General features: G+C 56.9%; 21 protein-coding genes. 7 read left to right on the plus strand and 14 right to left on the minus strand.

Annotated elements, in window-relative coordinates:
- Positions 1-134 precede the first annotated feature (134 nt).
- Complete coding sequence (locus tag DBIPINDM_RS05920) at positions 135-1541, minus strand: glycosyltransferase (protein ID WP_258584855.1); 1407 nt, start codon at positions 1539-1541, stop codon at positions 135-137.
- Between the two features lie 239 nt (positions 1542-1780).
- On the opposite strand from DBIPINDM_RS05920, the gene DBIPINDM_RS05925 reads away from it, so the two are divergent.
- Both DBIPINDM_RS05925 and DBIPINDM_RS05930 read left to right on the plus strand, forming a co-directional pair.
- A complete protein-coding gene (locus DBIPINDM_RS05925) occupies positions 1781-2509 on the plus strand; it encodes an FkbM family methyltransferase (RefSeq protein WP_258584856.1) in 729 nt (242 codons plus the stop codon).
- A 67-nt stretch (positions 2510-2576) separates the two neighbouring features.
- Positions 2577-3572 carry an acyltransferase family protein gene (locus DBIPINDM_RS05930; protein ID WP_258589477.1) on the plus strand — a complete coding sequence of 332 codons (996 nt, stop codon included), beginning with the start codon at positions 2577-2579 and terminating at the stop codon, positions 3570-3572.
- Here the strand turns inward: DBIPINDM_RS05930 and DBIPINDM_RS05935 are convergent.
- From DBIPINDM_RS05935 to DBIPINDM_RS05950, 4 genes are read right to left on the minus strand one after another with little or no spacing between them, the layout of a single operon-like run.
- The gene (locus tag DBIPINDM_RS05935; RefSeq protein ID WP_258584857.1) at positions 3525-6068 is read right to left on the minus strand and encodes a glycosyltransferase; all 2544 of its coding nucleotides are present in this window, start codon (positions 6066-6068) and stop codon (positions 3525-3527) included. The two genes, DBIPINDM_RS05930 and DBIPINDM_RS05935, sit on opposite strands and share 48 nt — an antisense overlap.
- Positions 6037-7890, minus strand: a complete 1854-nt coding sequence (locus DBIPINDM_RS05940; RefSeq protein ID WP_258584858.1) for a hypothetical protein — start codon at positions 7888-7890, stop codon at positions 6037-6039. The genes DBIPINDM_RS05935 and DBIPINDM_RS05940 overlap by 32 nt, the downstream gene beginning before the upstream one ends.
- Positions 7883-8641: an ABC transporter ATP-binding protein gene (locus tag DBIPINDM_RS05945; protein ID WP_258584859.1), complete on the minus strand. Its 759-nt coding sequence runs from the start codon at positions 8639-8641 to the stop codon at positions 7883-7885. The genes DBIPINDM_RS05940 and DBIPINDM_RS05945 overlap by 8 nt, the downstream gene beginning before the upstream one ends.
- A gap of 8 nt (positions 8642-8649) precedes the next feature.
- Positions 8650-9459 carry an ABC transporter permease gene (locus DBIPINDM_RS05950; protein WP_258584860.1) on the minus strand — a complete coding sequence of 270 codons (810 nt, stop codon included), beginning with the start codon at positions 9457-9459 and terminating at the stop codon, positions 8650-8652.
- Between the two features lie 366 nt (positions 9460-9825).
- On the opposite strand from DBIPINDM_RS05950, the gene DBIPINDM_RS05955 reads away from it, so the two are divergent.
- From DBIPINDM_RS05955 to DBIPINDM_RS05970, 4 genes are all read left to right on the plus strand, one after another.
- Complete coding sequence (locus DBIPINDM_RS05955; RefSeq protein ID WP_258584861.1) at positions 9826-10944, plus strand: glycosyltransferase family 4 protein; 1119 nt, start codon at positions 9826-9828, stop codon at positions 10942-10944.
- A gap of 1 nt (position 10945) precedes the next feature.
- Positions 10946-12061: a glycosyltransferase gene (locus DBIPINDM_RS05960; RefSeq protein ID WP_258584862.1), complete on the plus strand. Its 1116-nt coding sequence runs from the start codon at positions 10946-10948 to the stop codon at positions 12059-12061.
- Between the two features lie 232 nt (positions 12062-12293).
- Positions 12294-14618 carry a glycosyltransferase gene (locus DBIPINDM_RS05965; RefSeq protein WP_258584863.1) on the plus strand — a complete coding sequence of 775 codons (2325 nt, stop codon included), beginning with the start codon at positions 12294-12296 and terminating at the stop codon, positions 14616-14618.
- A gap of 89 nt (positions 14619-14707) precedes the next feature.
- A complete protein-coding gene (locus DBIPINDM_RS05970) occupies positions 14708-15793 on the plus strand; it encodes a glycosyltransferase (protein WP_258584864.1) in 1086 nt (361 codons plus the stop codon).
- Between the two features lie 126 nt (positions 15794-15919).
- Here the strand turns inward: DBIPINDM_RS05970 and DBIPINDM_RS05975 are convergent, their stop codons facing one another.
- Together DBIPINDM_RS05975 and DBIPINDM_RS05980 are read right to left on the minus strand one after the other, a co-directional pair.
- Entirely contained in the window at positions 15920-17698 is a 1779-nt protein-coding gene (locus DBIPINDM_RS05975) for an FkbM family methyltransferase (RefSeq protein WP_258584865.1), read from the minus strand.
- A gap of 225 nt (positions 17699-17923) precedes the next feature.
- Positions 17924-18139 (minus strand): hypothetical protein, encoded by a 216-nt coding sequence (locus tag DBIPINDM_RS05980; protein WP_258584866.1) that lies wholly within the window; start codon positions 18137-18139, stop codon positions 17924-17926.
- Between the two features lie 92 nt (positions 18140-18231).
- On the opposite strand from DBIPINDM_RS05980, the gene DBIPINDM_RS05985 reads away from it, so the two are divergent.
- Positions 18232-19875, plus strand: coding sequence for a glycosyltransferase family 4 protein (locus DBIPINDM_RS05985; RefSeq protein ID WP_258584867.1), 1644 nt, complete (start codon positions 18232-18234; stop codon positions 19873-19875).
- Between the two features lie 35 nt (positions 19876-19910).
- Here DBIPINDM_RS05985 and DBIPINDM_RS05990 read toward each other — a convergent pair whose 3' ends face one another.
- The 7 genes from DBIPINDM_RS05990 to gmd form a co-directional block, all read right to left on the minus strand.
- Positions 19911-20606: a hypothetical protein gene (locus DBIPINDM_RS05990; protein ID WP_258584868.1), complete on the minus strand. Its 696-nt coding sequence runs from the start codon at positions 20604-20606 to the stop codon at positions 19911-19913.
- A 329-nt stretch (positions 20607-20935) separates the two neighbouring features.
- Positions 20936-21676: an ABC transporter ATP-binding protein gene (locus DBIPINDM_RS05995; protein WP_258584869.1), complete on the minus strand. Its 741-nt coding sequence runs from the start codon at positions 21674-21676 to the stop codon at positions 20936-20938.
- An 8-nt stretch (positions 21677-21684) separates the two neighbouring features.
- Positions 21685-22494, minus strand: coding sequence for an ABC transporter permease (locus DBIPINDM_RS06000; RefSeq protein ID WP_258584870.1), 810 nt, complete (start codon positions 22492-22494; stop codon positions 21685-21687).
- 63 nt (positions 22495-22557) lie between these two features.
- Entirely contained in the window at positions 22558-23262 is a 705-nt protein-coding gene (locus tag DBIPINDM_RS06005; RefSeq protein ID WP_258584871.1) for a hypothetical protein, read from the minus strand.
- Positions 23263-23378: 116 nt separating this feature from the next.
- Positions 23379-24623, minus strand: a complete 1245-nt coding sequence (locus DBIPINDM_RS06010; RefSeq protein ID WP_258584872.1) for a class I SAM-dependent methyltransferase — start codon at positions 24621-24623, stop codon at positions 23379-23381.
- Positions 24624-24671: 48 nt separating this feature from the next.
- The gene (locus DBIPINDM_RS06015) at positions 24672-25628 is read right to left on the minus strand and encodes an NAD-dependent epimerase/dehydratase family protein (RefSeq protein ID WP_258584873.1); all 957 of its coding nucleotides are present in this window, start codon (positions 25626-25628) and stop codon (positions 24672-24674) included.
- A gap of 21 nt (positions 25629-25649) precedes the next feature.
- On the minus strand, positions 25650-26639 hold the full coding sequence (gmd, locus tag DBIPINDM_RS06020; protein WP_258584874.1) for a GDP-mannose 4,6-dehydratase: 990 nt from the start codon (positions 26637-26639) through the stop codon (positions 25650-25652).
- Positions 26640-26696: the final 57 nt, after the last annotated feature.

The following is a 26696-nucleotide window of genomic DNA, read 5'->3' on the forward strand; positions in this document are numbered from 1 at the left end:
GTTCTAATCCTCAGCCCCCGCTGCAGTCATCGCATAGCGTGGAGTTGCAGCCATCGCCAGAGTTTTTTTGATTTCCGGTTGGGCGAAGAAGATCAGCCATGCCGGTTCGTGTCGCTGGTGCATCATTGGCTGCGTCAAGACCTGAACAGCTCAAACAATCCGCGCTTGAAGTTATCATAGGCGAACTTCCGGGACGAAAGGTCTCTGGCGTCTTGCTGCCGGCGCACGACCGCGGGGCGATCCGCGAGGATCGACATAACCCGGTCCGCGAATCCCTCGCAGTCGCCGACATCGACCAAATCCAGGGAGGCAGACGCATCCTCCAGTTCCAAGGTAATGAGCGGGATGTTCGTTGCAACCACGGGCACGCCCAAATGCAGCGCCTCGGTGATCTGAGTTGGGAAATTCCCTTCCATTTCAGATGTGAACAGCAGACATAACGCGTTCTTGTACAAATATCCGAGCTCCGCGTCCGTCAGCTCCGAAAGCGAAATCAGATGCTCACCTGCGTCGGCCGCCGGCTTGCCTGTCAAAGGCGAGGTCAAAATCCCGACGAGTTGATCCCGGTTTCCCGCCGCCTTCAGCCGCTCGTTTACGATCGCCACGGTCTTTGCGAAATCTGCCAGCCGCTTCGAGGGCCGGTTCCTGGTGGGATAGAATACGTAGTGCGCAGGCAGCGCCCCAAGCCGGCCAGGGGATTCGGCATCACGAGAATTGTCATTCAGGAACGGCAAGGGAACATGAACTATGTTTTCGGGTCGTGCGGCCAATTCCGTCTCAGGTAGATAGGACGCGGTAAAGGCAGAGTTCGTCAGGATTCGGCGCGCCTTGGCGACCATCCTTCTGCCTATCATCGCAGATTGCCACCTGGCACCCATCTCAGCTGAATCCTTGTAAAAATAAGGCATGTAATCGGGAAGGTAAAGAACAACATTTTTACCACTTAGATGATAAAGCTCCGGGTAAGTATAGTAGTGCGAAACGATAACGTGACCTATGCCCGCATCTGCATTGATTAAATCGACGTATTTCGCGCGCGGCATATCGCCTCTAATGAGCCTGATATCGCCTATCTGCTGCTTTACCCGGCGCGCGGCCTTGAAAATTGCCACTGCTATTATTGATGCCAGGGCGCTCGGCATGCGCTTGAAATCTCTCGCTCGGTAAACCGTGTTGAGGTGATCGATATTGGCCGAGAAGGGACGCACCGATGCAATCCGGCGAAGGCGGCCGATCGCCTCAAAGGCCTTGCTGGTGCCAAGAACCTCTTCATCAACCACCATAATCCTCAGAGCCACCCCGCCGACAGAGCTGAGGAAGCCGTGAATGCGTTCAACGTCTTCCCGATGGCTTGTAACGACGACCTTGAAACCAAGATCGACCAACGCGCGAATGATTTGGCGGACAACGCGCGCGATTCCCTCCGCGCAATGGTATCCGCCGTCGCGGTGAACGATGAGCGGCCCGAAGCCGTGGAATGCTACCAGGACGGTTTCGGCGGCCGGCGGATCCACGTTCGCCGTTGGCGTGTTCTCGATCATTCGGTTTCCGGCTCACGGCAGGCGGTCTGGTATTGCAGCGCGCCACCGATTGTCAAATGCGATTCTCGAAATGCATGCCCATTGCATCTGTCGTGGTTCTGAGGATTCCCGCTACAAGTTTCCCTTGATCGTGGGAGGTGCTTGCAATAGACCGCCAGACAACCGAGCCATACACGTGACTTACGCAGCAAGGCCCTTTATGAACTGTTGGGGGCACTAGCTGAAAGAGGAATTTGCTGTTGTTTCAGGAATATGTCGCACGCGCTCGGCGAGCCTATGGCTTTTCGATAGATTTCCTGATTACCGATCAAGTCGCGCAAGACTGGTACGGTCCGCAAAATCAGGAAATGATAGAGCGCCTTTGGTGTGTTGAAAATCTTCGACCCGGAATGGTGGCCGTCGATTGCGGCGCCCATCACGGCATGATGACGGTCCTTTTCGCGAACAAAGTGGGGCCGCAGGGCTTTGTGCATGCGTTTGAGCTTTTGCCATTGAACGCCAATGTCATTAGCCGAAATGTCGTGCTGAACGGGTTGGCTAACGTGCGCGTTGTTCCGGTTGGCGTCGGCGAGTTTTCGTCTACCCATCGCGCGGAAACACAGCAGGGCAATGCCGTCTTGCGCAGCGGAGGCGACGCCACCGTGCGCCTCGTCAGCCTCGATGAAGAATTCGGCGAACGGGTTAAGATAGATTTCCTGAAACTCGATGTTGAAGGCGGTGAGTTGCCGGCGCTTCGCGGGGCGAGAAAAACTCTCGCCTATTCCCGCCCTCTGATCGACCTAGAAATACACTCCTTCCTGTTCGCCGATCCAGAAAAAGAGGTGGCGGCAATCTTCAATGAATTAGGACCGAAATGGCGATTTGGGGTGTCAGATAACCAGTCCCCGATCGAAGATATGGGATCTGTGCCGGATATCCAGCGTGTTGCGCGGATGTTCAATCCGCACGTCTTTCTGACGCCTCGCTGATCGTTCCAAGGCCGCAATCTCTCGCGGCTGACAAAATTGCCGCCGAAGGGGATGGCCATTGATCGGGGTGATGAGGTTTCTTTTCGCGCTGGGAGTGATTGCTCAGCACCTAAATTGGCCCTTCAATCCAAATTCAGGCCTGATATCTGTTTTTGGATTTTACACTGTAAGCGGATACCTAATCACAAGAGTACTTGACACAACCTATCGAGCTAATATTTTACCGTTCTTGGTCAACCGGGCGCTTCGAATTTATCCGGCGTATCTCGTTGCAATGCTCTTCGGCCTTGGCATCGGCCTCATAATGGGCGGAACACCACTTAATCCGGCGATTGCCATTCCAGATTCGTTTGATGCATGGATACGACAGGTAGGGATTTTTGGGCTCCTGCCGCTTGCTGGGGTGGGAGGCTATCCAATCCGACTGGTGCCGCCCGCTTGGTCCCTAAATATGGAGCTGACTTGGTATCTTATGATGATCCCTTTGAGCCGCCGGGTCGGCTTGTGGCTTGCGGCCAGCATTTGCATCGCTGCGGCGCTAATAAATCGGGGCGATTCAGGGCACGTCTACTATGCGTATTACGGACCGTCACTCTGTTTCGCACTCGGAGCCGCCGTCTATCGGTTCAGATTGAAGCTGAGCAAAGCTCATATCATTCCAGCCTTTTCCGCGTTGCTTCTCTTGGTTGTGGCAGCCGATATCTATGGCGCCTCGGCTTGGCTGCTCTATGCCTCATCAGCAGCCACGGCCTATGCCTTGTCATGCGCCGACTTCAGATCTTCCAGATTCGCCAAGGCCGATCAAAGGATGGGCGATTTGGCCTATCCGATGTTCCTCTGTCACTGGCATGTTGCAGCGCTGTTTGGTTCGCAGCCCGGGTGGCCGCTGCTGCTAACGAGCTTGCCCGCCATTATCGGTGTTTCCGCCCTGATGGTGGTGGCCATTGAACGGCCTATGGAGACAATCCGCAAACTGGTTCGACCAAGGGGAAGCGCCGGCAGGTGGCCACCGGTATCAGGCGCCCCCAACTCCGAGGCTCAAGCTACGCAGGCGCCGCTCTAAGTATTCTGCGACAAGGGTAACGTCATGAGTAGTACGCCATCGGTTCGCCGCTTGCATAACGTTTTTGGCACGTTCGCTGCCGCTTTTGAGTTCTCCCAATATGTCTACTATGCCTCGAGCAATGGCACTTGCAGTCAAGCCAGGTAAGGAAAACACAGCAGGTCGAACATCATCAAATATGGGGATCGGTGTAACAGCGACAGGCCTCATAGCCGTCATTCCCATTCGAACTGCGGCACTCGAAGACTCGCCCGTGCGCTGGTAGGGGAAAACAATCAAATCGGCCGTTTGCAAGTACCTTATGCTCTCCGCGTCTTCCAAAAAATCATCAATGATTGTAACGTGACCTTCTATGCCAAGTGAACGAATCTGCTGTTTGCATTCCTCAATCAATCCTGACGAAACCCCCGTTTCATCTCCATAATTCGCATTCACCATCAGCAGTTCGATTTCAGTCCCGTGCTTTAGGATCTCGGCCGTGGCTGAAATCAATTCCGAAAGCCCCTTTCCAGGTAGGAAGAAACCGTATGACGCAATACGTTTCCTAGTGCGTTTCTTGACGGCCAGATCATTTTCTCTGATCGGAGCGCCTTGTGGAAGTAACTCCACATTTCTTTCCAACCCAAGATCTTCAAGGCGCTTCATGTCGGCGACACTATGCACGAAAATAGCGTCAACGCGCGCAAGAGCGGCTCCAAGAACGCCCAACCGGTTGTTAGGCATCTCATCCACAGGATCCATCGTTGAATGAAGCACAATGCTCACTGAAACTCCGGCACTAACTTGCTCATCAATCAAGTCAGATAGAGCGAGAAAATCAAAGAATCCATAATTAAACTGGATGACCAATTGATCGAGGTCGAGCGGGGCTAGCTGAGCACGAAGTTCAAATAGGTCGTCCTGCTTGCCCTGCCGCCAGCAAGGAACAACATCAATGCCCGGAAATGTGCCTCGATCTGCGTATGTCGTAAATATGGTCGGTTTATCCTTCATGCGACTAACCAGATTTTGGGAATAAGAAGCTATTCCGCATCTGGTCCCCCAGGTGCTTATCCATCCCGCTTTGATCGGCGCTCTGCGCAACCAGTCCGCTCCTAGTTCGATTTCGTTTCTGACATAAGAGCTTGCCGCCTCTGAAACATCGGCTTCTCGCACAGCAACCTGCCGCAGAGCGCTGAAGACGGCGCTCTCGTCGGCAATCTTGCGTGCCGGCCTCTCCGTCACCATAGATTTATGCAGTTTCGCAAGGGCCGCTATCGCAGTCTTCGCAGTACGCTGCCATGTAAATTGCTTAGCGTGATCGACGCCAACGTCACGTAACCATGAAAGTCTGACTTCATCTTGGAGAAATTCCGCGATTTTCGAGCTCATGGAGTCAATAGATTCAGGATCAAAGCCGGCGCTTGCATGTGGAAGAAATTCAGGCAGACTGGTCGTATACGAACTGACGACAGGCGCCCCGCAAGCCATTGCCTCTATGATCGGAAGCCCCAGTCCTTCCCAGAACGATGCAAACACAAACAGGCGACAGGATCGATAGAGCTCGACCAATTCTGCATCTTCGACCCGACCGGTAAAGACGATTGCATTATCCGATAATCTGGATTGCCCAGCGACGTTGCGAAGATGCTGATAAATCCCTGGCCAGCCGTTGCCGACCAGTACCACTTGGTACCGTTCTCGTATCTCCAGCGGCAGTCTCGCAAATGCCTGAATTAACCCTTCTTGATTTTTTCGCATGTCAAAACTTGCGGTATACAGAAGGTATTCGCCGTCTATTCCGTGCTTTTTGCGAATCTCCGCTAGAAGATCAGGATTAGGAAGCGTTCTGAAAAACTTTTCATCTATGCCACCCTGAATATTCACGATCTCGCCTGAGAAATCCAATAATAGACGGCGCGCCTCGTCTGCTGAGTATTTAGAAATAGCCATAAGCAAATTGGCTCTTGAAAGGCAATCAATTCTTTGGAGGTAATGCTCTCTAATGGCAGTATCGTTCAGATAGTGATCTTGATTTACCAGAGGAATTAAATCATACAGGGTTGCCGCCACTGGCATTGATGAATTGGCAATTCCAATGGAAGAAACAACCTCCTCATCAAATCCCTCAATCACGCTAGCGATGTGCAAAACATCAGGATTTACCTGACGTATAAATTCTTCACGAATAATTTCTGCAGTCGAGATTGATTCCTTTCTGCCGCGCCTGAAGGAGGCTCCAGCAGGAACATCAAAAACCATTATATTTGTTTGAGGCAATATATTTCGAAATTCATTTCTGATACTCTGTATGGCCTGAGGAAGACGATTGTTAAGAAGGACAATTAATTCATGCTCCCGAGAGGCCGATATCATAGCCTTGGCCAGATCAAGTGAATATCGACCAATGCCACCTAATCGGCTCCCTGATTGGCAGCACTGCAAGTCTATAGCTATTCGCATCTCTTTCGGTCCTAAAGAAACATCATTTGCCGATCTTGGAAATAATTTCTGCAACTCGAGAGTCGAAGGCCTTCTTCCCTCGCCGCGGAGCTTGCACACGTTCTACCTTTGCTTGTTCATCTATCACTCTGGAAGCCGCTTGCGGGCTCGGTGAGTGGCCGAGAGAAAATAGAAGGACGCGCCTTTCAAGCGCCGGGAAAGGCGACACAAGAACTCTAATCGACACCTTGGCCCAATGATGTCGCCTGGCGAACGATAGCAAAACTAGAGCAAGCGCGCGAACGGTGGCACGCGGCGATGCTTGTATCGCGAGACTTTGGTGCAGATCGAGCCGTCTTCTGATAAGGCCTCCAAATTGGCGATAGGATCGTGTCATTCTCCAGGAGCGGCTTGCGTGTATGTCGCGAAGTTCTCGAGAGGTGCGGTCAGCGATGGTCCACCATTCGTGACACTTTTGCTTCCAAATCTGCTGATTTCGCTCGGAAATAGCTAGGCGGTCTCGAAGGGCTTTATCACCTGCCTCAATCACTTCCGCTCGACCAATGGCGGAACGTAATTCCGCCTGCCAAGACTTCCTCTCGGCGTCGAAGATATCGATCAGTTTTGCTAATGCATTTCGGTCGCGCTCTGCCTGTGCGTGCATCCTCTCCGCCTCACGGGCCGCCATGCTGGTCGCCTCGTTTGCCTTTCGCTCTGCGGCAAGGCGATTTACCAGTTCGGCTTTTGCGCGTTCGGCTTCCATCGTCCTCTGGCCGAGGCTAACAAGCTCCGATTGCTGAGCAGCACCCTTGGCGTTCAGATCACGAAGAGCGGCGGCCTCTCTATTTTCCATGCGGATTAGAACATCTCGAAGACGTCTGGTCTCGACCGAGAATCGTTTCGTTCTCGATCGACCTTCCAATGAAGGAGCATTCTCTTCACGAAGCCGCTGGATGTAGGCAATTCGGTCAGCGTCGTGGCCTGTTTCTTCGAGCCATTTCAGCACGCGCCGCTCAAGTGGGTCGAAAAAAGCCGCGTCACCACTGTCATAAGGTGCCTGAGCCACACTGCAGTCTGAAAGGTCGACTCCTTCTATTCCGAAGCGTTTAAGATTGTCCAGAATTTCGGAGCGATAGTCGGAGCTTTCTGAAAGCTGGTCAATGTTTATTAAGAGGTCAGCCGCTTGCCCTGCTTCAATCATCGACAGCATATATATCGTAAAATACGTAAGATAGCTTGCCTCCGCGGAAGGTCTACGAGTTTTATAAAATGATAACTGTTCATAAATACTTGATTTACTGCAGTTTTCAAACCTTATATTCTCCTTTAGAATAGAAATAATCCTGTGGTGACTTGGAGCATTTAAAATAAGTTGGTGCACCGTATCGAAATAGTCAGTCGCTTTCAGGGACCACCACTGATCCCAAGAGTTGCGCCAGAGGAAAACATGAGATCCGCCAAGCTGCTCTTTCAAGAGTGTCATCCGCATGGCTGTTCGGCACTCCTGAATGATCGGTCGCTTTGGAGCTGCTTCGATTATCGCCTTAAGATAGGCTGATGTTGCGCTTGTAGCGGTCCCGCCGAAATAATCAGCATAGATTATCTCTGGGGAGATGACGTCTTTCCATGCAGAATGGATATCATAAAGCTCCTGGAAATATGGCTTTTCAAGTTGAGGGTGGCGCGCGGATCGCTGAGCTGAGCCCGAGCCTTCAAAGGTCAATAGAATGCCAGGACTATTGCGCGCATAAAAAGAGATTTCATGTATAGGTTCTTGAAAGCAAGTATAGTATGGCGATCCGTCATGCGCAGCGCGCCTAAAAGCATGAAAGAGATAGGTGCTTCCGCTTCTATGGAGCGAATGGATGAAAAATGGATTATATTCGAATTTACTCATGAGGCGATTCCAAACCGAAGTAGGCCGGGAGAATTTCCTTCGCAGGCCCGTCCATCCGCACACGACCATGTTCCATCCACAGGATGCGGTTGCAATTCTTTCGAAGCAGCTCGCGTGAGTGGCTGGCAAGCACAAGTATCTTGGTCGTCTCCACGATCTCGCGCAGCCGCCTGTCGGCCTTGTGCTTGAAGTCCTCGTCGCCGGTCGAAAGCCATTCGTCCATGACCAGGATTTCCGGCCTGATCGCCGTCGATGTCGAGAACGCCAGGCGAAGCTGCATGCCCGACGAGTAGGTCCGGAACGGCATGTCCAGAAAATCGCCCAGTCCGGTGAACTCGGCGATGCCATCGAATTGCTCGCGCAATTCGTTCGGCCGCATGCCCATCATCGCCGCGCGCAGCCTGATGTTCTCGCGGCCCGTCGCTTCCGGGTCGATGCCCAGGGAGATGTTGATAAGCGATACGCATTCGCCTTGGATTGCCGCCGAGCCGCTCGTCGGCTTGTAGATGCCCGACAGCACGCGCAGCAGTGTCGTCTTGCCGGAACCGTTGTGGCCGACGAGGCCGATCCGGTCCCCCTCATTCACGGCAAAGCTCACATCCTCCAGTCCGCGCACGATGACATGACCATCGACCCGACGGTCGATCGCGCCGCCTGTGGCGACGCTCAGCACCCTGTTCTTGAGCGAGCGGCTTGCCGCGTTGAAGACCGGAAATTCGACCGAGACGCCGGCCAGTATGACGGAAGCCATAGCGATTCTCAAAGCCAATAGGGGATGCGATGACGATAACGGCCGAACAGCAACAGAGCGACCGTCCAGCCAACGATCGCAAACACGATGCAGGCCATCCAGCTCGTCGCGGACGGGAGCTCGCCCAGCAGCGGATCGCGCACGACACTGATGAGATGGTAGAAGGGATTGAGGTCCAGCAACAGCCGCGAAATGCCCTCGGGCAGCGTTCGGGCCATCCACATCACCGGGGTCAGGTACATGATGACCTGCAGGAGATTCTGCATCACCTGCGTCATGTCGCGGTAGCGTGCGCACAGCACACCCAAAATGAGCATGATCCAGAGCAGATTGAGCGACAAAATGACAAAGCCGGGCAGCGCCAGGACAACGTGCCATGTAGGCATGCGCCCGACGGCCAGCAGAACGAGCGGGTAAATGAGAATGTTGTGACCGAGAATGATGGCGTTGCGGTAGAGCGTCCGCAGCACGTGCGTGAACAAGGGCATACGCACCTGGAGGATGATGCCTTCAGCACCGACAAAGGTCGTGCATCCCTCGTTGATGGCCGAGGCGATGTAACCCCAGAAGATCAGACTGACGCAAATGTAGGGGAGAAACTCCTGCATCGGCGTGCGAAAGAGGGTGCCAAAGACGAAGCCGAGCGCGCCGATCAGCACACCCATGTTGATGGTCAGCCAAAACGCTCCGACCCGCGAGCGCCGGTAGCGCTGGGCCACGTCCTGCCAACTGAACGTCGTCGCCAGGTGGTGTTTCTTCAGCGCGGCTCTTATGTCGGCGAAGGCCTCTGCGAGGACGCCTGTCTTAGTCGGCAGCATATGTCCCGATCATGTGTTCTGCCCAAGCCCGGCTGTGCGATACATTATTGCCCCGGCGACATCAAGTTGATGAACCGTCTTTGTCAAACTCATCGAGCAAAGCACGAGCCACAACAAAATCTCACGGCGCAGGCCTTCTAATGAGATCCGTTGGGACGACGAACGGCCGCCGCATCGTCTCATCATGTCGGCACTATTCCCGGCTCACGAGCTCGCGCTCGTCGCAGGCGATGTTGCAATGGAGTTCGACTCTGCTATGCGGAAGGGAGCGCCGGGCTCATGAAAAGTCGGGATCAAGGCCCAAACCTGATATCGCGGCGAAATGCTTGCTGCCGCCGCATACAGTTCAGTGTACCCAGATCGTAGATGAAAATCGGAATCGACGCACGCAACCTTGTGCCTGGCCTCACGGGTATCGGAAGATACGTCGTCGAGATGACGCGGGCGCTGGTCGCAGCCGGACACCGACCAATTCTCTATCTGCCCGAGTCGCCGGCCAACGGCCTTGGTGAGCTCGTTGGAGCCGATATGCGCGTGGCGGCTTTCCCAGGCGCTGCCGCTCGCATGATCTGGTCGCAAACGGCACTGCCACGCGCAGCGGCCAACGACGCGGTCGATGTCTTTTGGGGGCCGGCGCACCGGCTTCCCTTCCGTTTGCCGGCGCCGATGCCGCGGGTGGTCACAATTCATGACCTGGTTTGGGCCTATGCGCCCGAAACCATGCGTTGGCAGACATGGGGCGCGGAGCGCGCCTTTGTGGGCGCAGCAGTGCGCCGGGCTGATGCAATCGTCGTGGACTCGAATTCAACGGAGGGGGCGCTCCGGGAGAGGTACCCCAGCCTGGAAGCCCCAGTGACAACGATCTATCCCGGCTACACCCACCTTGTGCCGGGCGACATTGCCGCCGTGCGCACGCGTTTTGGAATCGACCGGCCCTATCTGCTGTTTGTAGGGACCCTTGAGCCGCGCAAGAATCTCGTTCGCCTTTTGCAGGCCTGGGCCAGCCTCGGCCCGCAGGTCCGTTCCGGACATCTGCTGGTTATCGCTGGTGGGCAGGGTTGGCACCTCGGCGATCTCCGATCTCGCCTGGCGGATCTCGGCATTTCCGACCAAGTGCGGCTCACCGGGTACCTGGATGACACCGATCTGGCATCGCTCTATGCTGGAGCTCGGGCGCTTACGATGCCGTCGCTCTATGAAGGGTTCGGCTTTCCCATTCTGGAGGCAAACGGTTTTGGGGTACCGGTTCTGACCTCCAACGTCTCTTCAATGCCTGAAGTTGCCGGCGAAGGCGCCTTGCTGGTCGATCCGCTGTCAGTCCGCGATCTCACCGCAAAGCTGCATCAACTGCTTACTGACGATCGCGACCTTGCACAACGAGCCGCGACCGCCAAGGCCAATGCGGCGCGTTTCGACTGGCATCTCAGCGCAAAGCGTTTGATCGAGGTTTTCGATCAAGCCATTGCCAAGCGGAAAAGCCGCTGACATGCGCGTCCTCCACTTTTTCAAGACATACTGGCCTGACACGTTCGGCGGCATGGAACGAGCAATCCATGCAATCGCCTGTGGAACGTCGAAACTGGGCGTTGAGCCAACGGTGCTTTCACTGAGCCGCAAGCCGCAGGAGAACAGCGTCTTCTTCGACGGGCATTGGGCCTACAAGGCACAGCTCGATCTGGAGATCGCTTCGACGGGCTTTTCGCTGGGCGCCTTCAAGCGCTTCGGCGAACTGGCTGCGCAAGCCGATGTCATTCACTATCACTTCCCCTGGCCGTTCATGGACCTGGTTCATTTCGGCATGCGGGTGCGCAAGCCAACCGTGGTCACCTATCAGTCTGATATAGTCAAGCAGAGCACGCTGCTGCAGGTCTATCGTCCGCTGATGCATCTCTTCCTCAACAGCGTTGACCGCATTGTCGTGGCCTCGCCCAATTATCTGGAGACGAGCGCTGTCCTGCGAGGACAGCGTGCCAAGACAATCGTCATTCCGAACGGCCTGGACGCGAACGATTATCCGGCCCCCACCGAAGCACGGCTGCAACAATGGCGCGCGCGGTTTCCCGGCAAATTTTTCCTGTTCACCGGTGTGCTGCGTTATTACAAGGGCCTGCATGTCTTGATCGAGGCGGCGCGCCTGAGCGGCTATCCGGTCGTTATCGTCGGTTCAGGTCCGATGGAACAGGAGTTGCGCGCACAAGCCGACGCAAGCCGGTTGTCGAATGTGCATTTTGTCGGCGCGCTGGAAGAACAGGACAAGATCGCGCTTCTGACCCTGTGCAGCGTGGTCGTCTTCCCATCCCATCTGCGCTCGGAAGCTTTCGGATTGTCTCTTGTCGAGGCAGCGATGTTCGGCAAACCGATGATCTCCTGCGAGATCGGCACCGGCACAAGCTTCATCAACCTGGACAAGGTGACGGGATTGGTCGTCCCACCCGCTGATGCGCCGGCCTTGGCCGCAGCCATGGCGCAGATGTGGATGGACGCGGACATGGCTCAACGCTTCGGGGAAAATGCGGCAGAGCGATATTGGAGCTTGTTCACGTCTGAGAAAATGGCGATCTCCTATACGAAGCTCTACCAGGATCTCGTCGGAAATATCTAATATTTCTTCGGCTGCAGGAAATAAATCTTACGTTACCGAGCTTCTCATACCACGAGAGTGAAGCGATAGCCAAGACCCCCTTGGCCGTTATATTAATCGAAACTAATTATCGAATCGATTCCCGGACGGCCTCTTCCCATGGGCGCGATATTCCGGTCCTTTTCGCTTGTCATTTTCCGTTTGCAGCGAGTAGTTTCTGTTTGCAGCGAGTTGGAAGTGGGCAACGGCGGCGATGGGCTACGGCATGGACAATTGCGAAATTGTATTCGATTTGAGATGCCTGCAAGACCCGTCTTACAAGGATCGCGGTGTCGGCAAGCTGTCGGCGAATCTGGTCAGGGCTGTCGGCCGCCTTCGCGAAAGAATTGGAGTATCGACCCTCGGGTTGGTTGATCCCGCCTTGCCGCCGCTCGAGGATCGTTTCCTTCATCTCGTCGATCGGGCTCGCAGCAATGCCTATCTGGGCGTCAAGGAATGTTCGACCGTGTTCTTCGAACTGTCCCCCATGACCCATGATCCGTTCTTCCTGGGTCGCATCGTGAACGACCCGGATATTCTCAAGCTCGCGATTGTCTACGACTTCATCCCACTCATGAAGCCGGAACGTTACCTGCCAACGGCTTCCAATCGCCTCGACTATCACACCCAGCTGATTTGGCTTTCCCGCTACGATCATTTCTTTCCCATCTCGCAGCATACATCCGACGAGCTCCGGCGCATTCTCGACGTAAATCCGATGCGCATTATGAAGACCGGGGCGCCGATAGACAGCGCGTTCGAGCGCGCCGACACTTCCGGGCGGCGGCAAAGATTTTCCGAGCGCTATGTTCTTGCCTGTGGCGGAGCCGAACCTCGAAAGAATGTCGAGTGCCCTATCCTCGCCCATGCCGGAAGCGCCGTGATGCAAGACGCCGGCATTCGGCTCGTTGTCACTGGGAACTACCCACCGGTTTGGCAGGCAATCCTGCGCGATCTGCACACCGCCAATGGCGGCAGGCCCGAGCTTCTCATTTTCCCTGGTTTTGTCGACGAAGATGAACTCGTATCGATCTACCGCGGCGCGCTTTGCACGATCGTTGCAACGTACATGGAGGGATTCTCGATTCCGGTCGTCGAGGCAATGGCGGCCGGCTCACCGGTAATCGCATCTTCCATCCCTGCTCACAAGGAACTGATCGGGCGTGACGATTTGATGTTTTCTCCAGATAGCGCGGAGGAACTCACAAAGAGACTCGAAGCGATTATCGTCGATCAGGCGGGGCGCACCGAGATCATCCGGGATCAGTCGACACGGTGGCAGCGGTTTCGGGCCGACAAAATCGCGGATGAATTCTGGGCGACGGTGGGCGATTTGGTTACGCGTCGTCAGCCGAAGCGCACCGGCATCCTCAGGGGTGCGCGACCACGAATTGCATTCCTCAGCCCGATGCCGCCTGACCAGTCCGGGGTTGCGGACTATTCCGCCGCAACAATCAGGGAACTCGGCAAGCTGGCCGATGTCCACGTATTCTCAAAACATGCGCTTGGGACCACACCTGACGGCGCGGCATCGGTGCAGCAGATCACCATCCTTCCCTGCCTGTCTTCGGGCTTTGATCGCGTGGTTGGGGTGGTAGGGAATTCACATTTTCACCTGGAGGTGTTCCAGTTGCTTGAACGCTATGGCGGCGCTTGCATCGAGCACGACAATCGCCTCCTCGGCTTCTACGGAAGTCTCCTGGGTTCGGCGCGCGCCTGCGCGGTTGCGGAACGCGAGCTCGGGCGATCTGTAACCGAGGACGAAATCATTTCTTGGCTGCAGGATGAGTCAAGGCTGCGGGCAACGTTTCTCGGGGAAATCGCCGAATGGGCTTCGCCGATGTTCGTCCACTCGCGGGTGACGGCCCGGATTGTTCAAGAGCGTTTTTCCAAGACGGCGGTCTACCTACCTTTTTCCATCTATCGGCAATGGGAGAGTGATCCGACCGATCAAAGGTTGAAATCGGCAGCCAGACAGAGTCTCGGCATCGCCGCAAAAGAATTCGCAATCGTCTCTCTTGGTTTTGTTCACTCCACGAAAGCGGTCGAAGAGTGCATTTGGGCTGTTGACCTCATGCGAAGCTGGAACATTCCGGTAAAACTATATTTTGTTGGCGAGCTTACAGGAGATGAAGGGCCTTTCAAGGATATGGTCTCCCAGCTCGGCTTGACAGATCATGTAGTGTTTTCATCGAGCTTTATCCGTGAGACACAATATCGAGACTATTTGCTCGCGGCTGATGCAGCGGTTCAGTTGAGAACCCATCGCTTCGGAGGCTTGTCCGGCGCACTGCTCGACTGCATCACCGTTGGGCTGCCCACCGTTACAAACGAGGACTTGGCTATGGCGATGGAGGCTCCGACATACGTCGCTACCGTGCCAGATCAACCGAGCCCGGTTCTCATCGCGGAAGCGCTGGCCGGGATCAGCCAGGCAGGCGTCAACCGGTCTCAATTCGATGAGGAGCGACGACGCTATTGCGAAGTTCGTAGTTTCAAGAACTACGCACGGCTGCTGTGCGAGGGGCTTGGATTCTGAGGCTGTCGCCAATCGCCAAAGACCGTAAGAGAAGAGCATTGTCACGAGCCCCAATCTTTGCCGATCTGACGGAATTGACGAGCCATCCGTTGCGCACGGGAATCCAGCGGGTAGAACGCGAGATTTTGCGCCGCTGGAGCGGGCCGCGGCCGCTCGTCCCGTGTCGGTTCGACTCGGAGAAATTGGCTTTCTGCGCGCTCCCCGACACTGTGGTGGAAATACTCACCGGCGACGGCAAGCACTCTGTTGAGGATGAAACAGAACGACTTCTGCCACATCTCCACAAGGGCACCCCGATTTCCACGACCGATCTGAAAGCCGGCCTGCACAACCCCGAGGTGTTTTTCGACCTGCAACGTGCCGAAGCATACCGGGCGCTGTGCCATGAGGGCATCGCCTCGGTCAGTTGGCTGGTGTACGATTTCCTGCCCTATCTTCATCCGCAGGACTGGGAGCCGCGGACGACAGGGCGACTGATGCACTATCTGCGCGCGCTTCGCGAAGTACCGCGCGCTGCGTTTATCAGTGAACAGACCCGCCGCGAGTACGTGCATCGCGTCATACGAAAGGTTGGTCGCGCAGGTCCCGCGATCCCGCTCGGGGGCGACGGCGTAGCGATGTCCCGGCAAAAATTCGACGCCAAAAAGCGAATGTTCACCTATGTTGGGACGATCGAGCCCAGAAAAAACGTTGCCGATATTCTTGAGGCCTTTGAGCTGCTTTGGCAGCAAGATGTCGACGTCGAATTGACCATCATTGGTCGGATAGAAAGCCGATCGACGCGCGAGCCTGTGATCCTGGAGCGCCTCAAGGCCGAACCGCGGTTCAGATATCTGGGTCATGCAAGCGATGATGCGATCAGGCAAACCTTGGAAAAAACGCGAGCAACCCTGTTCGTCAGCTCCCTGGAGGGCTTTGGCATTCCGCCCTATGAAAGCTTGGCAAGCGGCATTCCGGTCATTGCATCCGCGAACCTGCCAAGCCTCGACGTGCTACCACCAGGCGGCCGTGTCATCCTCGACGAGATAAGCCCCAACGCGATTGCGAGCGCGGTGCATCAGCTGCTTGACGATCCGTTCGCGAAAAGGCTTTGGGATGAGGTGACGAGACTGCAAATACCGACTTGGGACGGATTTGTGCAGACACTCGCGTCATGGCTGCACGACGCAGGCTAGAGCAATTCCAGGAAAAGTGTGAAACGGTTTTCCCGGAAAAAGCGCGTAGCGCTTTTCCCTAGCTAGGGAATTGCGTCAAACAAAGAGTTAGAGCGGTTTCCCGTTTCCGTGAAACGGTGAACTGCTCTAACGTCCTCGCGGCGGGTTTGTCGCTATCGTCAGGGCGAGCGCCTCCAGGCTCCTCACGAGTTGAGCCTGCTCCTGCCGCAACGCCTGGATGTCATCCGAGCGCGCATGATTGTCCAAACTCCTCGCAAGCTGAGCCTGCTCCTGTCGCAACGCCTGGATGTCATCCGAGCGTGCATGATTTTCCAAGTTCCTCGCTAGCTGAGCCTGCTCCTGACGCAATACCTGGATGTCATTCGAGCGCGCGTGATGAAGGGTCTCATGTGAGCGATCGAGGCGTTCGTAGACGGGTTGCAACAGAAATGTTCTGAGCCGCCACATGACTGGACGCACAAAAGGCCTGAAAAGGACCTTGTAGACACCAAGGGCTCCCTTCTTCACGGTGGAGCGTAGGGGACCTGGAACAGGGCTGGAGGGCGGCTCATAGCTGGCCGGTGAAACCATGGAACTCTCCGTAGGCGTGATATCAATCGCGTTATCACGATCGACAGCATGATGAAACCGGCGCAAAAGCCGCGCCAATGGCAGAACGCTCCTCAGGGCGCGCGGCCCCCCCTCATCGCGAAGCTCAAGGACGAGGCGATCGTAGCGTGCGGCAAGAGAGGTCGCGGAAGCGAGCGAATGACGTTCCTGCTCCAGCTGTCTGGACAGGGCAGCAACATGGGCCGTCAGACGCCTGCCGTCCTCCTCCGCCCGCTCGCGTTCTTGCTCCAGCTGTTTGGACAGAGCCGCCGCTTGGGTCGTCAGGCGCATGCCCTCCGCCCCCGCCTGCTGCTGTTCTTGCTCCAGCTGTGTAGACAGGGCTGCCGCTTGGCCTGTCAGGCGCTTGCGTTCGGCCTCCGCCTGCTTTTGTTCTCGCGCAAGGCGTCTGGACAGAGCCGCTGCGTGGACTGTCAGACGCTGGCTTTCAGCCTCCGCCCGCTCGACTGCCGCCGTCAACTCAACCGATCGTCCTTGAATTTCGGCGCTCTTTTGGCGTTGAGCTTCGCATTCTGCGGAAAATTGATCTCGCTGCGCAATGATCTCACTGCGTTCGGCCGTCAGTTGCTTCACTGCTACGCCTGAATGCCATTGTTCGAATGTCAAATGGCCATCGAGAACGTTTACCGGCACCTGGAAGTGGCGGAGCAGCTCTTTGCTCTCGGCCCTCACATAAAAGACATTGATGCCGTCGAAATACGCACGCAAGAACCTGTTTGCGAGCAGAACAGGCTCCCAATTCTGATTGACGAGCTCGTTCGACCATGGGGCAGTCGCTTCAATCACCAGCACCAGCGGTCGAATCAAGCTCCAGTCTGTCGCTCGAATGATTGCAGCTTCCGACCCTTCCGCATCGATCTTGAGAAAATTGATCTCTTGTCCGATGGCATGCTGGGCGACCAGACTGTCGAGCGTCACAGCCAGGACTCGAAGCATCTCCCCTTCGCCGTCCGCCATGACCGGCCCTTCGGCCACTTTGGACATGCCGGGATCGGATTGATTCTCGAAGAAATCAACCTCACCCTCCTGGTCTGTGACCACGGCCCTTACATTTGTGTCGCGCGGTCGCTCCCGCGCCAGCTCGTTGAAAACCGCTCCCGGTTCGACGTTTATGCCGGACCACCCGCGATCGTAGAAGGTTTTGGTGACGGATCCTATGGTTGGGTGATAGGCGCCGATGTCGATATAGAAACCGGTCGCGGCATCCTTGAAAACGCGCTCAAGCAAAACGTCTTCACAATTCTGGGCGTAGCTGATCATAGCGGGCGCTGCCGGTGAGGGCGTTGCGTCGGCGCCCATGGTTTTTCCTTAGGTCTCATTCGAATCGAAAAAGCTCCATTGGTCCCGCAGCTTCGCTGTCTAACTTAGCTGAAGCCGTTTGACATTAGTGGGAAACTCTCAACCGAGGTAGTCGGCAGCCCCGTTGGACCGCCCATCGGCACGCCACGGCTGCGATGGACGGCAGTGACTCCGCATAGCTCCAACACGGCTCTTGGTCGGATCAATCTGGCCAGATTTCTCATTTCAATTCACCTGTTGGGGTTGCATCGTGCGCGCAACCCCTTTGACGATCCGTGCGGTCGGCACCGCCTTGCGCTTTGCTGGTCGCATGCTGCCATGTCCGAAAATTGTCGAACTGTTTGCTGAAAACGGGACATCCGCTAAAACCCCGCCAATGGACAAGGACATTTCTCCCATGCGCGGTTTCGCGATCTGCGCGGCGCCACGGTCGGGCAGCAATTTCCTGTCGTAGCGCTGATAAGTTATAGAGTTGGCGCCGTGCGCCGTGGACTGTCTGAGCGGACAGTTCGTCGTAAGGAGCCTGCCGATCCATGACCTTCGAACAGCCGCTGACGGTGCTGATCGCCAACATTTATCTGACAGGCCGTTCGGGAACCGAGATCGTCACAAGGGAAGTCGCCTTCGCCCTCATGCGCGCCGGGCACAGACCGATCGTCTATGCACCCGGGCTAGGACCGATCGCGGAAGAGATCCAGGCTCGCGGCATACCTGTCACCGACGACATCTCGACCATCGCCGCAGACATTGACATCATCCACGGCAACCATACCCAGGTCACCGCGATCGCCACGGCGCGCTTCCCGAATGCCCCGGCACTCTACTTCGCCCACGACTTCGTCGCCTGGCACAGCGCCCCACCGCTTCTCGCCAACGTCTGCAAATACGTGGCCGTCGACGACACGGTTGCCGAACGGCTGCAGTTTGAAGCCGGCATTCCGGCCGACCGTATCGTTACGCTGCTCAATGCCGTCGACACCGACCGGTTCGCACCCGGGCCGCCGCTGCCGGAGCGTCCGCGCCGAGCCCTGGCTTTCGCCAAGAACACGCAGCATTTGCACGCGGTGCGCGCGGCCTGTGCGGAGCGCGGCATCGAGCTGGACGTGATAGGAGCCTCCATCGGCAGCATCGTGAGCGAACCCGAAACCCTGCTGCCGCAATACGACCTCGTCTTCGCGTCGGCGCTGAGCGCCCTTGAAGCCATGGCGTGCGGACGCGCAGTCATCGTTTGCGACGGCCGCGGTCTTGCCGGAATGGCTCGTTCCGACACTTGGGATGGATGGCGGCGGCGCAACTTCGGGCTGCGGGTGCTGCAGCAGCGCCTGTCGCCCGAGGCAATCGCAGCCGAGATCGACCGCTATGATGCCGTCGACGCGGCGGAAATCTCGAGCAGAACCCGCCAAGAGGCAAGCATGTCAAAATGGTCGAACGCTTGCCTGTTGCTCTATCGCGAAGCAATCGGCCAACACCGCGCCAAGCCTGCGAGCAAGGACGAGTTGAACCTTTCGCTGGCGCGTCATATGCAGACCTGGCTGCCGAAGCCTGGGCCGATATGGCCGTGGATGACGGAACGTGAGGATCTGCGGGCGCAGCTGGCTCGCGTGCAGGCAGAGCTAGAGCTAGCCGAACTGGCGCAGGCCGAACTGGCGCAGGCCGAGCTGGAGCAGGTCGAGTTGGAGCCAGCCGGGCCGGATCAGGCCGGGCTGGAACCGGTCGGGCTGGAGCCGGTCGAGGCGAACAAAGTGGTATCATTCGCCCAGGCCGACGATCCCGAAAGATTTGTGCACCTGACGGGATTCTCCGCGGTTGAACACTGGGGAGTCTGGACTGACGGCGACCTGGCGACAGTCGAATTCAAAATCTCCTCCGCGGCTGCGCCAACCTCGTTAAGACTGGGTCTGGTGCCTTTTCTTCATGAGAACCATCCGGAAGTCATCGCTGAGCTTTTCATCAACGGAATGTGGATCGAACGACGGGTGTTCGGACCGACCGCTCCTGGTGCGCCGCTTTTCCTTCAGCAAGACTGGCAGGTGGCGTTGCCGCCCGAAGCTGCGCTGGCCCGGAGTCTCGCTGTGAGCCTCAGGATTGAGAATCCGGCAAGCCCACTACAGGTGGGCCTGTCGGACGATCGACGGCGGCTTGGATTGGGGTTATGCCTGATCGAACTTGGCGAATGAGGCCCTGACCTTCGGCCAGGATGCTCATCCGGGATTCAAGCCGCCAGTTGCCTGGCCAGCGGCTCGACGTGTTCCTTGAAGCGAAGCACCGTCTTGTAGTAGCCGCTTTTCACCCGCTCCGTGCCCCAACGCTCATAGGCCGGCGGCTGCTCGGAACATTCTGAAATGTCCAGGTCGTAGTCGACCGGAGTAAGGCGCTCCACGCTGAAGCTCGTAAGCCCATGCGCCGCACGCAGGCGGTCGGCCTCCTCGGTCAATTCCGGATAATTGTCGACGGCCCTGAGCTTGCGGTCGAAGGCGCCTGCGTCGAGATGAAGCTCTATTCCCTCTCGTGTGGCGGTTTGGCGCCTCAGTGCAACCGCCTCGAGCGGAAATTCGAGATTGGGCAGATCGCGACCACTTCGGTCGCGCAGGCGCGCCAGCGCCGCATTGACGAGCAGCCGGCAGACGTCATGCCCCGGATTGAACCCCTCGACCGCGTCGGCGGCGACATAGTCGATCGCCTCGCCGGCGAGAATTGTGGCTATTTCGTCAACGAGCGCCCTGAATGTCTCCGCTTCGCCGGCGAGAATGGCCCGGTAGAGATCGCGGTCCGCCATCCTGCCGAAGAACGCTGCCGCGGGACGCGCGCCGGCGCCGGCCAGCACTTCGGCCGTACGGTCGAGCCGGCCGGCATCGAGATGACCCGAGCCGTCTGTCAGCACCAGGACCAGAGGCTTGCTGGTTTCCATCCAGTGATGGACCCGTAATTCATGCCCCGGATGGGCAACGATCAATGCAGCCTTTCTGCCGTGCCACCAGCTCTGCTCGTTGCTAACCACGAGTGCGCCCCGAGGCTCTGGGATGCATCATCGCAAAGCTTGGGTGCAGATTGACGCAGGTTTCCTGCGGTGGGCTCGAGGCAGCGGTAACGGCGGATGCATCCCGTGCAGGCATGGCCTCGATTTTCATTGTTTCTCCGTACATTTCATCAGAATCGTACGAGTTCCAATGACCGCATGACTATTGATTGCTATTGTCTGCCTTAGTGGAGATCGTTCTACCTCCATTCGAAAAACTATCAACCGAAATAGGCTGTCAGAACCTCATTGGCGGGACCGTCCATGCGCACACGGCCATGATCCATCCACAGGATGCGGTTGCAATTCTTTTGAAGCAGCTCGCGTGAGTGGCTGGCAAGGACAAGTATCTTGGTCGTCTCCACGATCTCGCGCAGCCGCCTGTCGGCCTTGTGCTTGAAGTCCTCGTCGCCGGTCGAGAGCCATTCGTCCATGACCAGGATTTCCGGCCGGATCGCCGTCGATGTCGAGAACGCCAGGCGTAGCTGCATGCCCGACGAGTAGGTCCGGAACGGCATGTCCAGAAAATCGCCCAGTCCGGTGAACTCGGCGATGCCATCGAATTGCTCGCGCAATTCGTTCGGCCGCATGCCCATCATCGCCGCGCGCAGCCTGATGTTCTCGCGGCCTGTTGCTTCCGGGTCGATGCCCAGGGAGATGTTGATAAGCGATACGCATTCGCCGTGGATTGCCGCCGAGCCGCTCGTCGGCTTGTAGATGCCCGACAGCACGCGCAGCAGTGTCGTCTTGCCGGAACCGTTGTGGCCGACGAGGCCGATCCGGTCCCCCTCGTTCACCGAAAAGCTCACATCCTCCAGTCCGCGCACGATGACATGGCCATCAACCCGACGGTCGATCGCGCCGCCTGTGGCGACGCTGAGCACCCTGTTCTTGAGCGAGCGGCTGGCCGCGTTGAAGACCGGAAATTCGACCGAGACGCCGGCCAATGTGATGGAAGCCATAGCAGGGATCATAACCAATAGGGGATGCGATGACGGTAACGGCCAAACAGCAACAGAGCGACCGTCCAGCCAACGATCGCAAACACGATGCAGGCCATCCAGCTCGTCGCGGACGCAAGCTCGCCCAGCAGCGGGTCGCGCACGACACTGATGAGATGGTAGAAGGGATTGAGGTCCAGCAACAGCCGCGAAATGCCCTCGGGCAACGTTCGGGCCATCCACATCACCGGGGTCAGGTACATGATGACCTGCAGGAGATTCTGCATCACCTGCGTCATGTCGCGGTAGCGCGCGCACAGCACACCCAAAATGAGCATGATCCAGAGCAGATTGAGCGACAAAATGACAAAGCCGGGCAGCGCCAGGAAAACGTGCCATGTCGGCATGCGCCAGAAGACCAGGAGGACGAGGGGATAGATGAGGATGTTGTGGCCGAGAATGATGGCGTTGCGGTAGAGCGTGCGCAACACATGGGTGAACAGCGGCATGCGCACCTGCAGGATGATGCCTTCGGCCCCGACAAAGGCGGTGCATCCCTCGTTGATCGACGTCGAAATGTAACCCCAGAAGATCAAGCTGACGCAGATGTAGGGGAGAAACTCCTGCATCGGCGTGCGAAAGAGGGTGCCAAAGACGAAGCCGAGCGCGCCGATCAGCACGCCCATGTTGATGGTCAGCCAAAACGCCCCGACCCGCGATCGCCGGTAGCGCTGGGCCACGTCCTGCCAACTGAACGTTGTCGCCAGGTGGTGTTTCTTCAGCGCGGCTCTTATGTCGGCGAACGCCTCTGCGAGGACGCCTGTCTTAGTCGGCAGCATATGTCGAGATGTCCCGATCGTGTGTTCTGCCCAGGCCCGGCTGTGTGCGAAAGGTTCGATACATTATTGCCCTGGCGACATCAAGTTACGGTCTAATCGTATGAGATCGCCGTTCTTGTCTAACCAGGGGGCCAGCCGCTTCCGTATATCCGCCAGAACATCAGGCTTCGTAATGAACTCGCTGCGGTCTGAGATATGCCGGCGATGGAAAAAAGTCTCTTCGTCATAATAAGTCCACCCGCCATCGACGATCTGGCGCTTCCTGCTCTCGATTTCCTTCAGAAGGTGCGAAACACGGCGTTTGCTCAAACTGTGGCAATCCTTCGTCCATTCCAACAGGCTGTAGTCGGGACAAACATACCGACCGATTTTCCATGTCGAGAGAAGCCTTCGATTCTCAATCTCCTCCATGCTCAGGATGAGTGAGTGTGCTGCTATGCGTTCATAGAGGCGCATCCACGGCAGCATCACCGTATCGACCACGTGCGCAGGTTCTCCTCCGAACGTGTTTAGCCACGAGAGAACCGCGTTTTCCGGCTTTCGGATGGTGCAGATCGATTTTACGGAGCCGGTCCGCAGCAAAGAGAGCAGCTCATCGTCAGCATCATGCGCCTTGTAGATGGCATGGGCAGTCTCGTTTGAAGTAAACTGCGCGCGTTTGTCGGAAGTGACCGAAGCAACATTACCTCTCCGCGACAGGGCTCGCCTGACCACGTTGAACGAGTAGGTAGACCCGCTGCGCGGCATTCCGGCAATGAATATCAGCATTCTTGTCACGCAGTTTGACGGTTGACCAAGCCAGCCGACGACACAAGGAACAGCGGCTTCACTCCTCTATCGTATTTCCACCTTCCAGCAATCGACGATGCCCCTGAGAACCCCGCCTATATGATCTCTATCTCGGGGAACGGGAAAATAAACCTCCCGCCATCTGCCAGGTATTCGCGTTCACGACGCAGGATTCCGTCCTTGAAATGCCAGGGCAGGACCAGGAAGTAGTCTGGCTTCATCGCCCGCGCTTCGGCTTCGGAAATGATCGGTATGTGCGTCCCGGGGGTCATGCGGCTAAACTTTTCCGGATTGACTTCGGCGATGGCCGGAATCTCGGCTTGCGTGAAGTTGCAGAATTGCAGGACGACATTGCCCTTGGTCGAAGCGCCGTAGCCCAGCACTTTCTTGCCGTCGGCGACGAGTGTCCTGATAAGACGTGACAGGTCGTCCTTGTGCCGGAACACGCGCTCCTCGAAGTCGCGAAAAGGCCGCGGTGTGGACAGTCCCATGCGGTCTTCCTGTTCCAGCAGCCAATCGATGACCGGCTGATCGGCTCTGAGACTTGTGTTGCCCTTGTGGGTGGCCGTGACCGCGAAACTGCCGCCGTTGATGTTGTTCATGACAACATTTGAGACCTTGAGACCAGCCGCCTCCAGTATCTTCACCACAACTCCGAGGGAATAATACTCGACATGCTCATGGCAAATCGTGTCATAGGAGTTGAGGCGAAGCATGGACGGCATGTAGCTTTGCTCGAAATGCCAGATGCCGTCTTCGGCAAGGACCTCGGCCACCTGGCGGGCGAAGGCGATGGGATCCTCAAGGTCATAGAACATCGCAATGGATGTCACGATCTTGGCCGACTTTTGCGAGATGCCACGATAGGCTTCGGCCGAGAAAAAGTCAGGCACCAGTTTCACGTCGTCTGGACAATACTGGGCAAACCTCCTGCCCGTCGGATCGATGCCAATACGCGTCAACCCTGCGGTCGAATAGGCTTTGAGGGTCGTGCAATCGTTGCTCCCGATGTCGAGAACGACGTCGCCGCCGCGTGGCGAGGCGAGCCTCTCCAAGAAGCGAACCTTGTGCGTCAAATGATCGACCATCGACTGGTTGAGGCCCGAGCGATAGCCATAATTGTCTCCGTACATTTCGCTCGGCTCATAGGAGTGTCTCAGTTGCAGAAGTCCGCTGGAGGCAGACCAGACCAGTTCGAGTGGCCCCCTGGTCACGGATTCAGACGCCGACTTGGGAAACACTCCGGTGAGCGCCTGCTCACCCAGATTGAGCACGGAGACGAGATCCTTGTCCTTGCCGACACGGCAGGTCTCGATGGTGCGATACCTTACCTCGTTCATGAATTCTGACTTTCAATTGGTCGGTGAAAGCCGACTGATTGCAGTTCTCTACGCTTGGGCCACCCGTGCGCGGCAGTCCTTCAGAACCTCGGCAAGGACCTCCTCGAAGGGATGCTCAGGCACCCAGCCGAGACGCGTTCGGGCACGGGTTGCATCCCCAACAATGCACGGCAGATCACTTGGTCGCAGCCGCAGCGGATCTTGTTCGGTGACGATCTTGACACTGCTTCGCGCCAAGAGCTGGTCCAAAATATCTCCCATCCGCCATGAGATGCCCGATGCAATATTGAAGATGGTGTTGGGCTGGAGATCGTCGCTGTTCAAGGCGACATGCGCATAAGCACTGGCGACGTCCCGCGCGTCCAGGAAATCCCGCTGCGCGTCAAGATTGCCGACGCGAATGACTGGCGGGGCCAAGCCTGCTTCAATCCGCGCGATCTGCATGGCGAAGGCAGGTACGGCAAATGCCTCGGTTTGCCCTGGCCCCGTGTGATTGAAAGGGCGCAGACGAATGCATTTGAGGCCGTGACGGGAAAGCGCACCCAATGCAAGGTCGGCCGCGGCCTTGGTCACGGCATAGTCGTCCATTGGCGCCAGCAGCGCATTTTCATCAAGCGGCCGGCCAGCTTTCGCGCTCTCGCCATAGACCAGGCCCGACCCGACATAGAGCAACCAACATCCCGGTGCCTCGTCGAGAATGGCATGGGCCACGTTGAGCGCACCCTGGACATGGATGCGCCAGGTGTTTTCAGGGTCAGCCTGGGCGGCGCCAAGCGCGGCGACGGCCGCCAGGTGGACAACATGCGTCGGCTTGTGACGGGCAATCGCCTCATGAACAGCGACCTTGTCGGTCACGTCGAGCGCTGCGATTTGACCGAACACGGGGTGCGGTCCCGCGTCCTTGGAGGTCGCAATAACCGTCAAGTCGCGACCGCAGATGCTGTGCAACGCTTCATAGACATAGGGACCGACAAAGCCCCGTGCGCCGGTGATCAAAACTCGCATGCCGACCTCGCTAACCGCACCTCAAAGGTGTTGGTCACGTCTTACACGCTCAAGATCGGCTTCGACCATCTCGATGACGAGTTCCTTGAGGCTCGTCTTTGCCTCCCAGCCCAATTTCTCTTTGGCCTTGGTCGGATTGCCATGCAGAACTTCAACTTCCGCAGGCCGCAGGAAGCGTTCGTCGATGGAAACGTGATCCTCCATATTAAGACCGGCATGTTCGAAGGCGAGCTTGCAGAAGTCCCGAACAGAGACGGTCCTGCCGGTCGCGACCACATAGTCGCTTGCCGTGTCTTGTTGCACCATCAGCCACATGGCTTCCACATAGTCGCGTGCGTGGCCCCAATCGCGCTTGGCGTCCAGGTTGCCGAGCGCCAGCTTTTCCTGCAGTCCAAGCTTAATGCGGGCGACAGCATCGGTAATCTTGCGGGTGACGAATTCGATGCCGCGCAGGGGCGATTCATGGTTGAAGAGAATGCCGCTCGACGCGTGGAGCCCAAAGCTCTCGCGATAATTGACCGTCATCCAATGTGCATAGAGCTTGGCTGCGGCATAGGGAGAGCGCGGATAAAAGGGGGTCTTTTCCGACTGGATGGGTTCCTGGATCAGCCCGAACATTTCCGAAGAGGATGCCTGGTAGAAACGGGTTTCGGGACACGTTATCCGCACCGCTTCCAGCACGTTGGCTGCGCCAATGCCCGTCACGTTGCCAGTCAAAAGCGGTTGCTGCCAAGACGATTTGACGAAGGATTGGGCGGCAAGATTGTAGACTTCCGCCGGACGAACCTCCTGGAGCACCCGAATGAGGCCGGAGAGATCCGTCAGATTGCCGTCGTGGAGCACGATCTTGTCCGCGATTCCAAGCCATTTCAGCCGTGAACCGACCACATCGGCCGAGGCACTGCGTCGCAAAAGGCCGTGGACCTCGTATCCCTTCTCAAGCAGGAACTTCGAGAGATAGGCTCCATCTTGTCCGGTCACGCCGGTGATAAATGCTTTCTTGGAATTCATGATGAACCTGTCTCTACCTTCTTGATCGCTATTTCAGGAATGCAAACCATCTGCCCA

The organism is Mesorhizobium sp. AR02 (genome assembly GCF_024746835.1).
GTDB lineage: Bacteria > Pseudomonadota > Alphaproteobacteria > Rhizobiales > Rhizobiaceae > Mesorhizobium.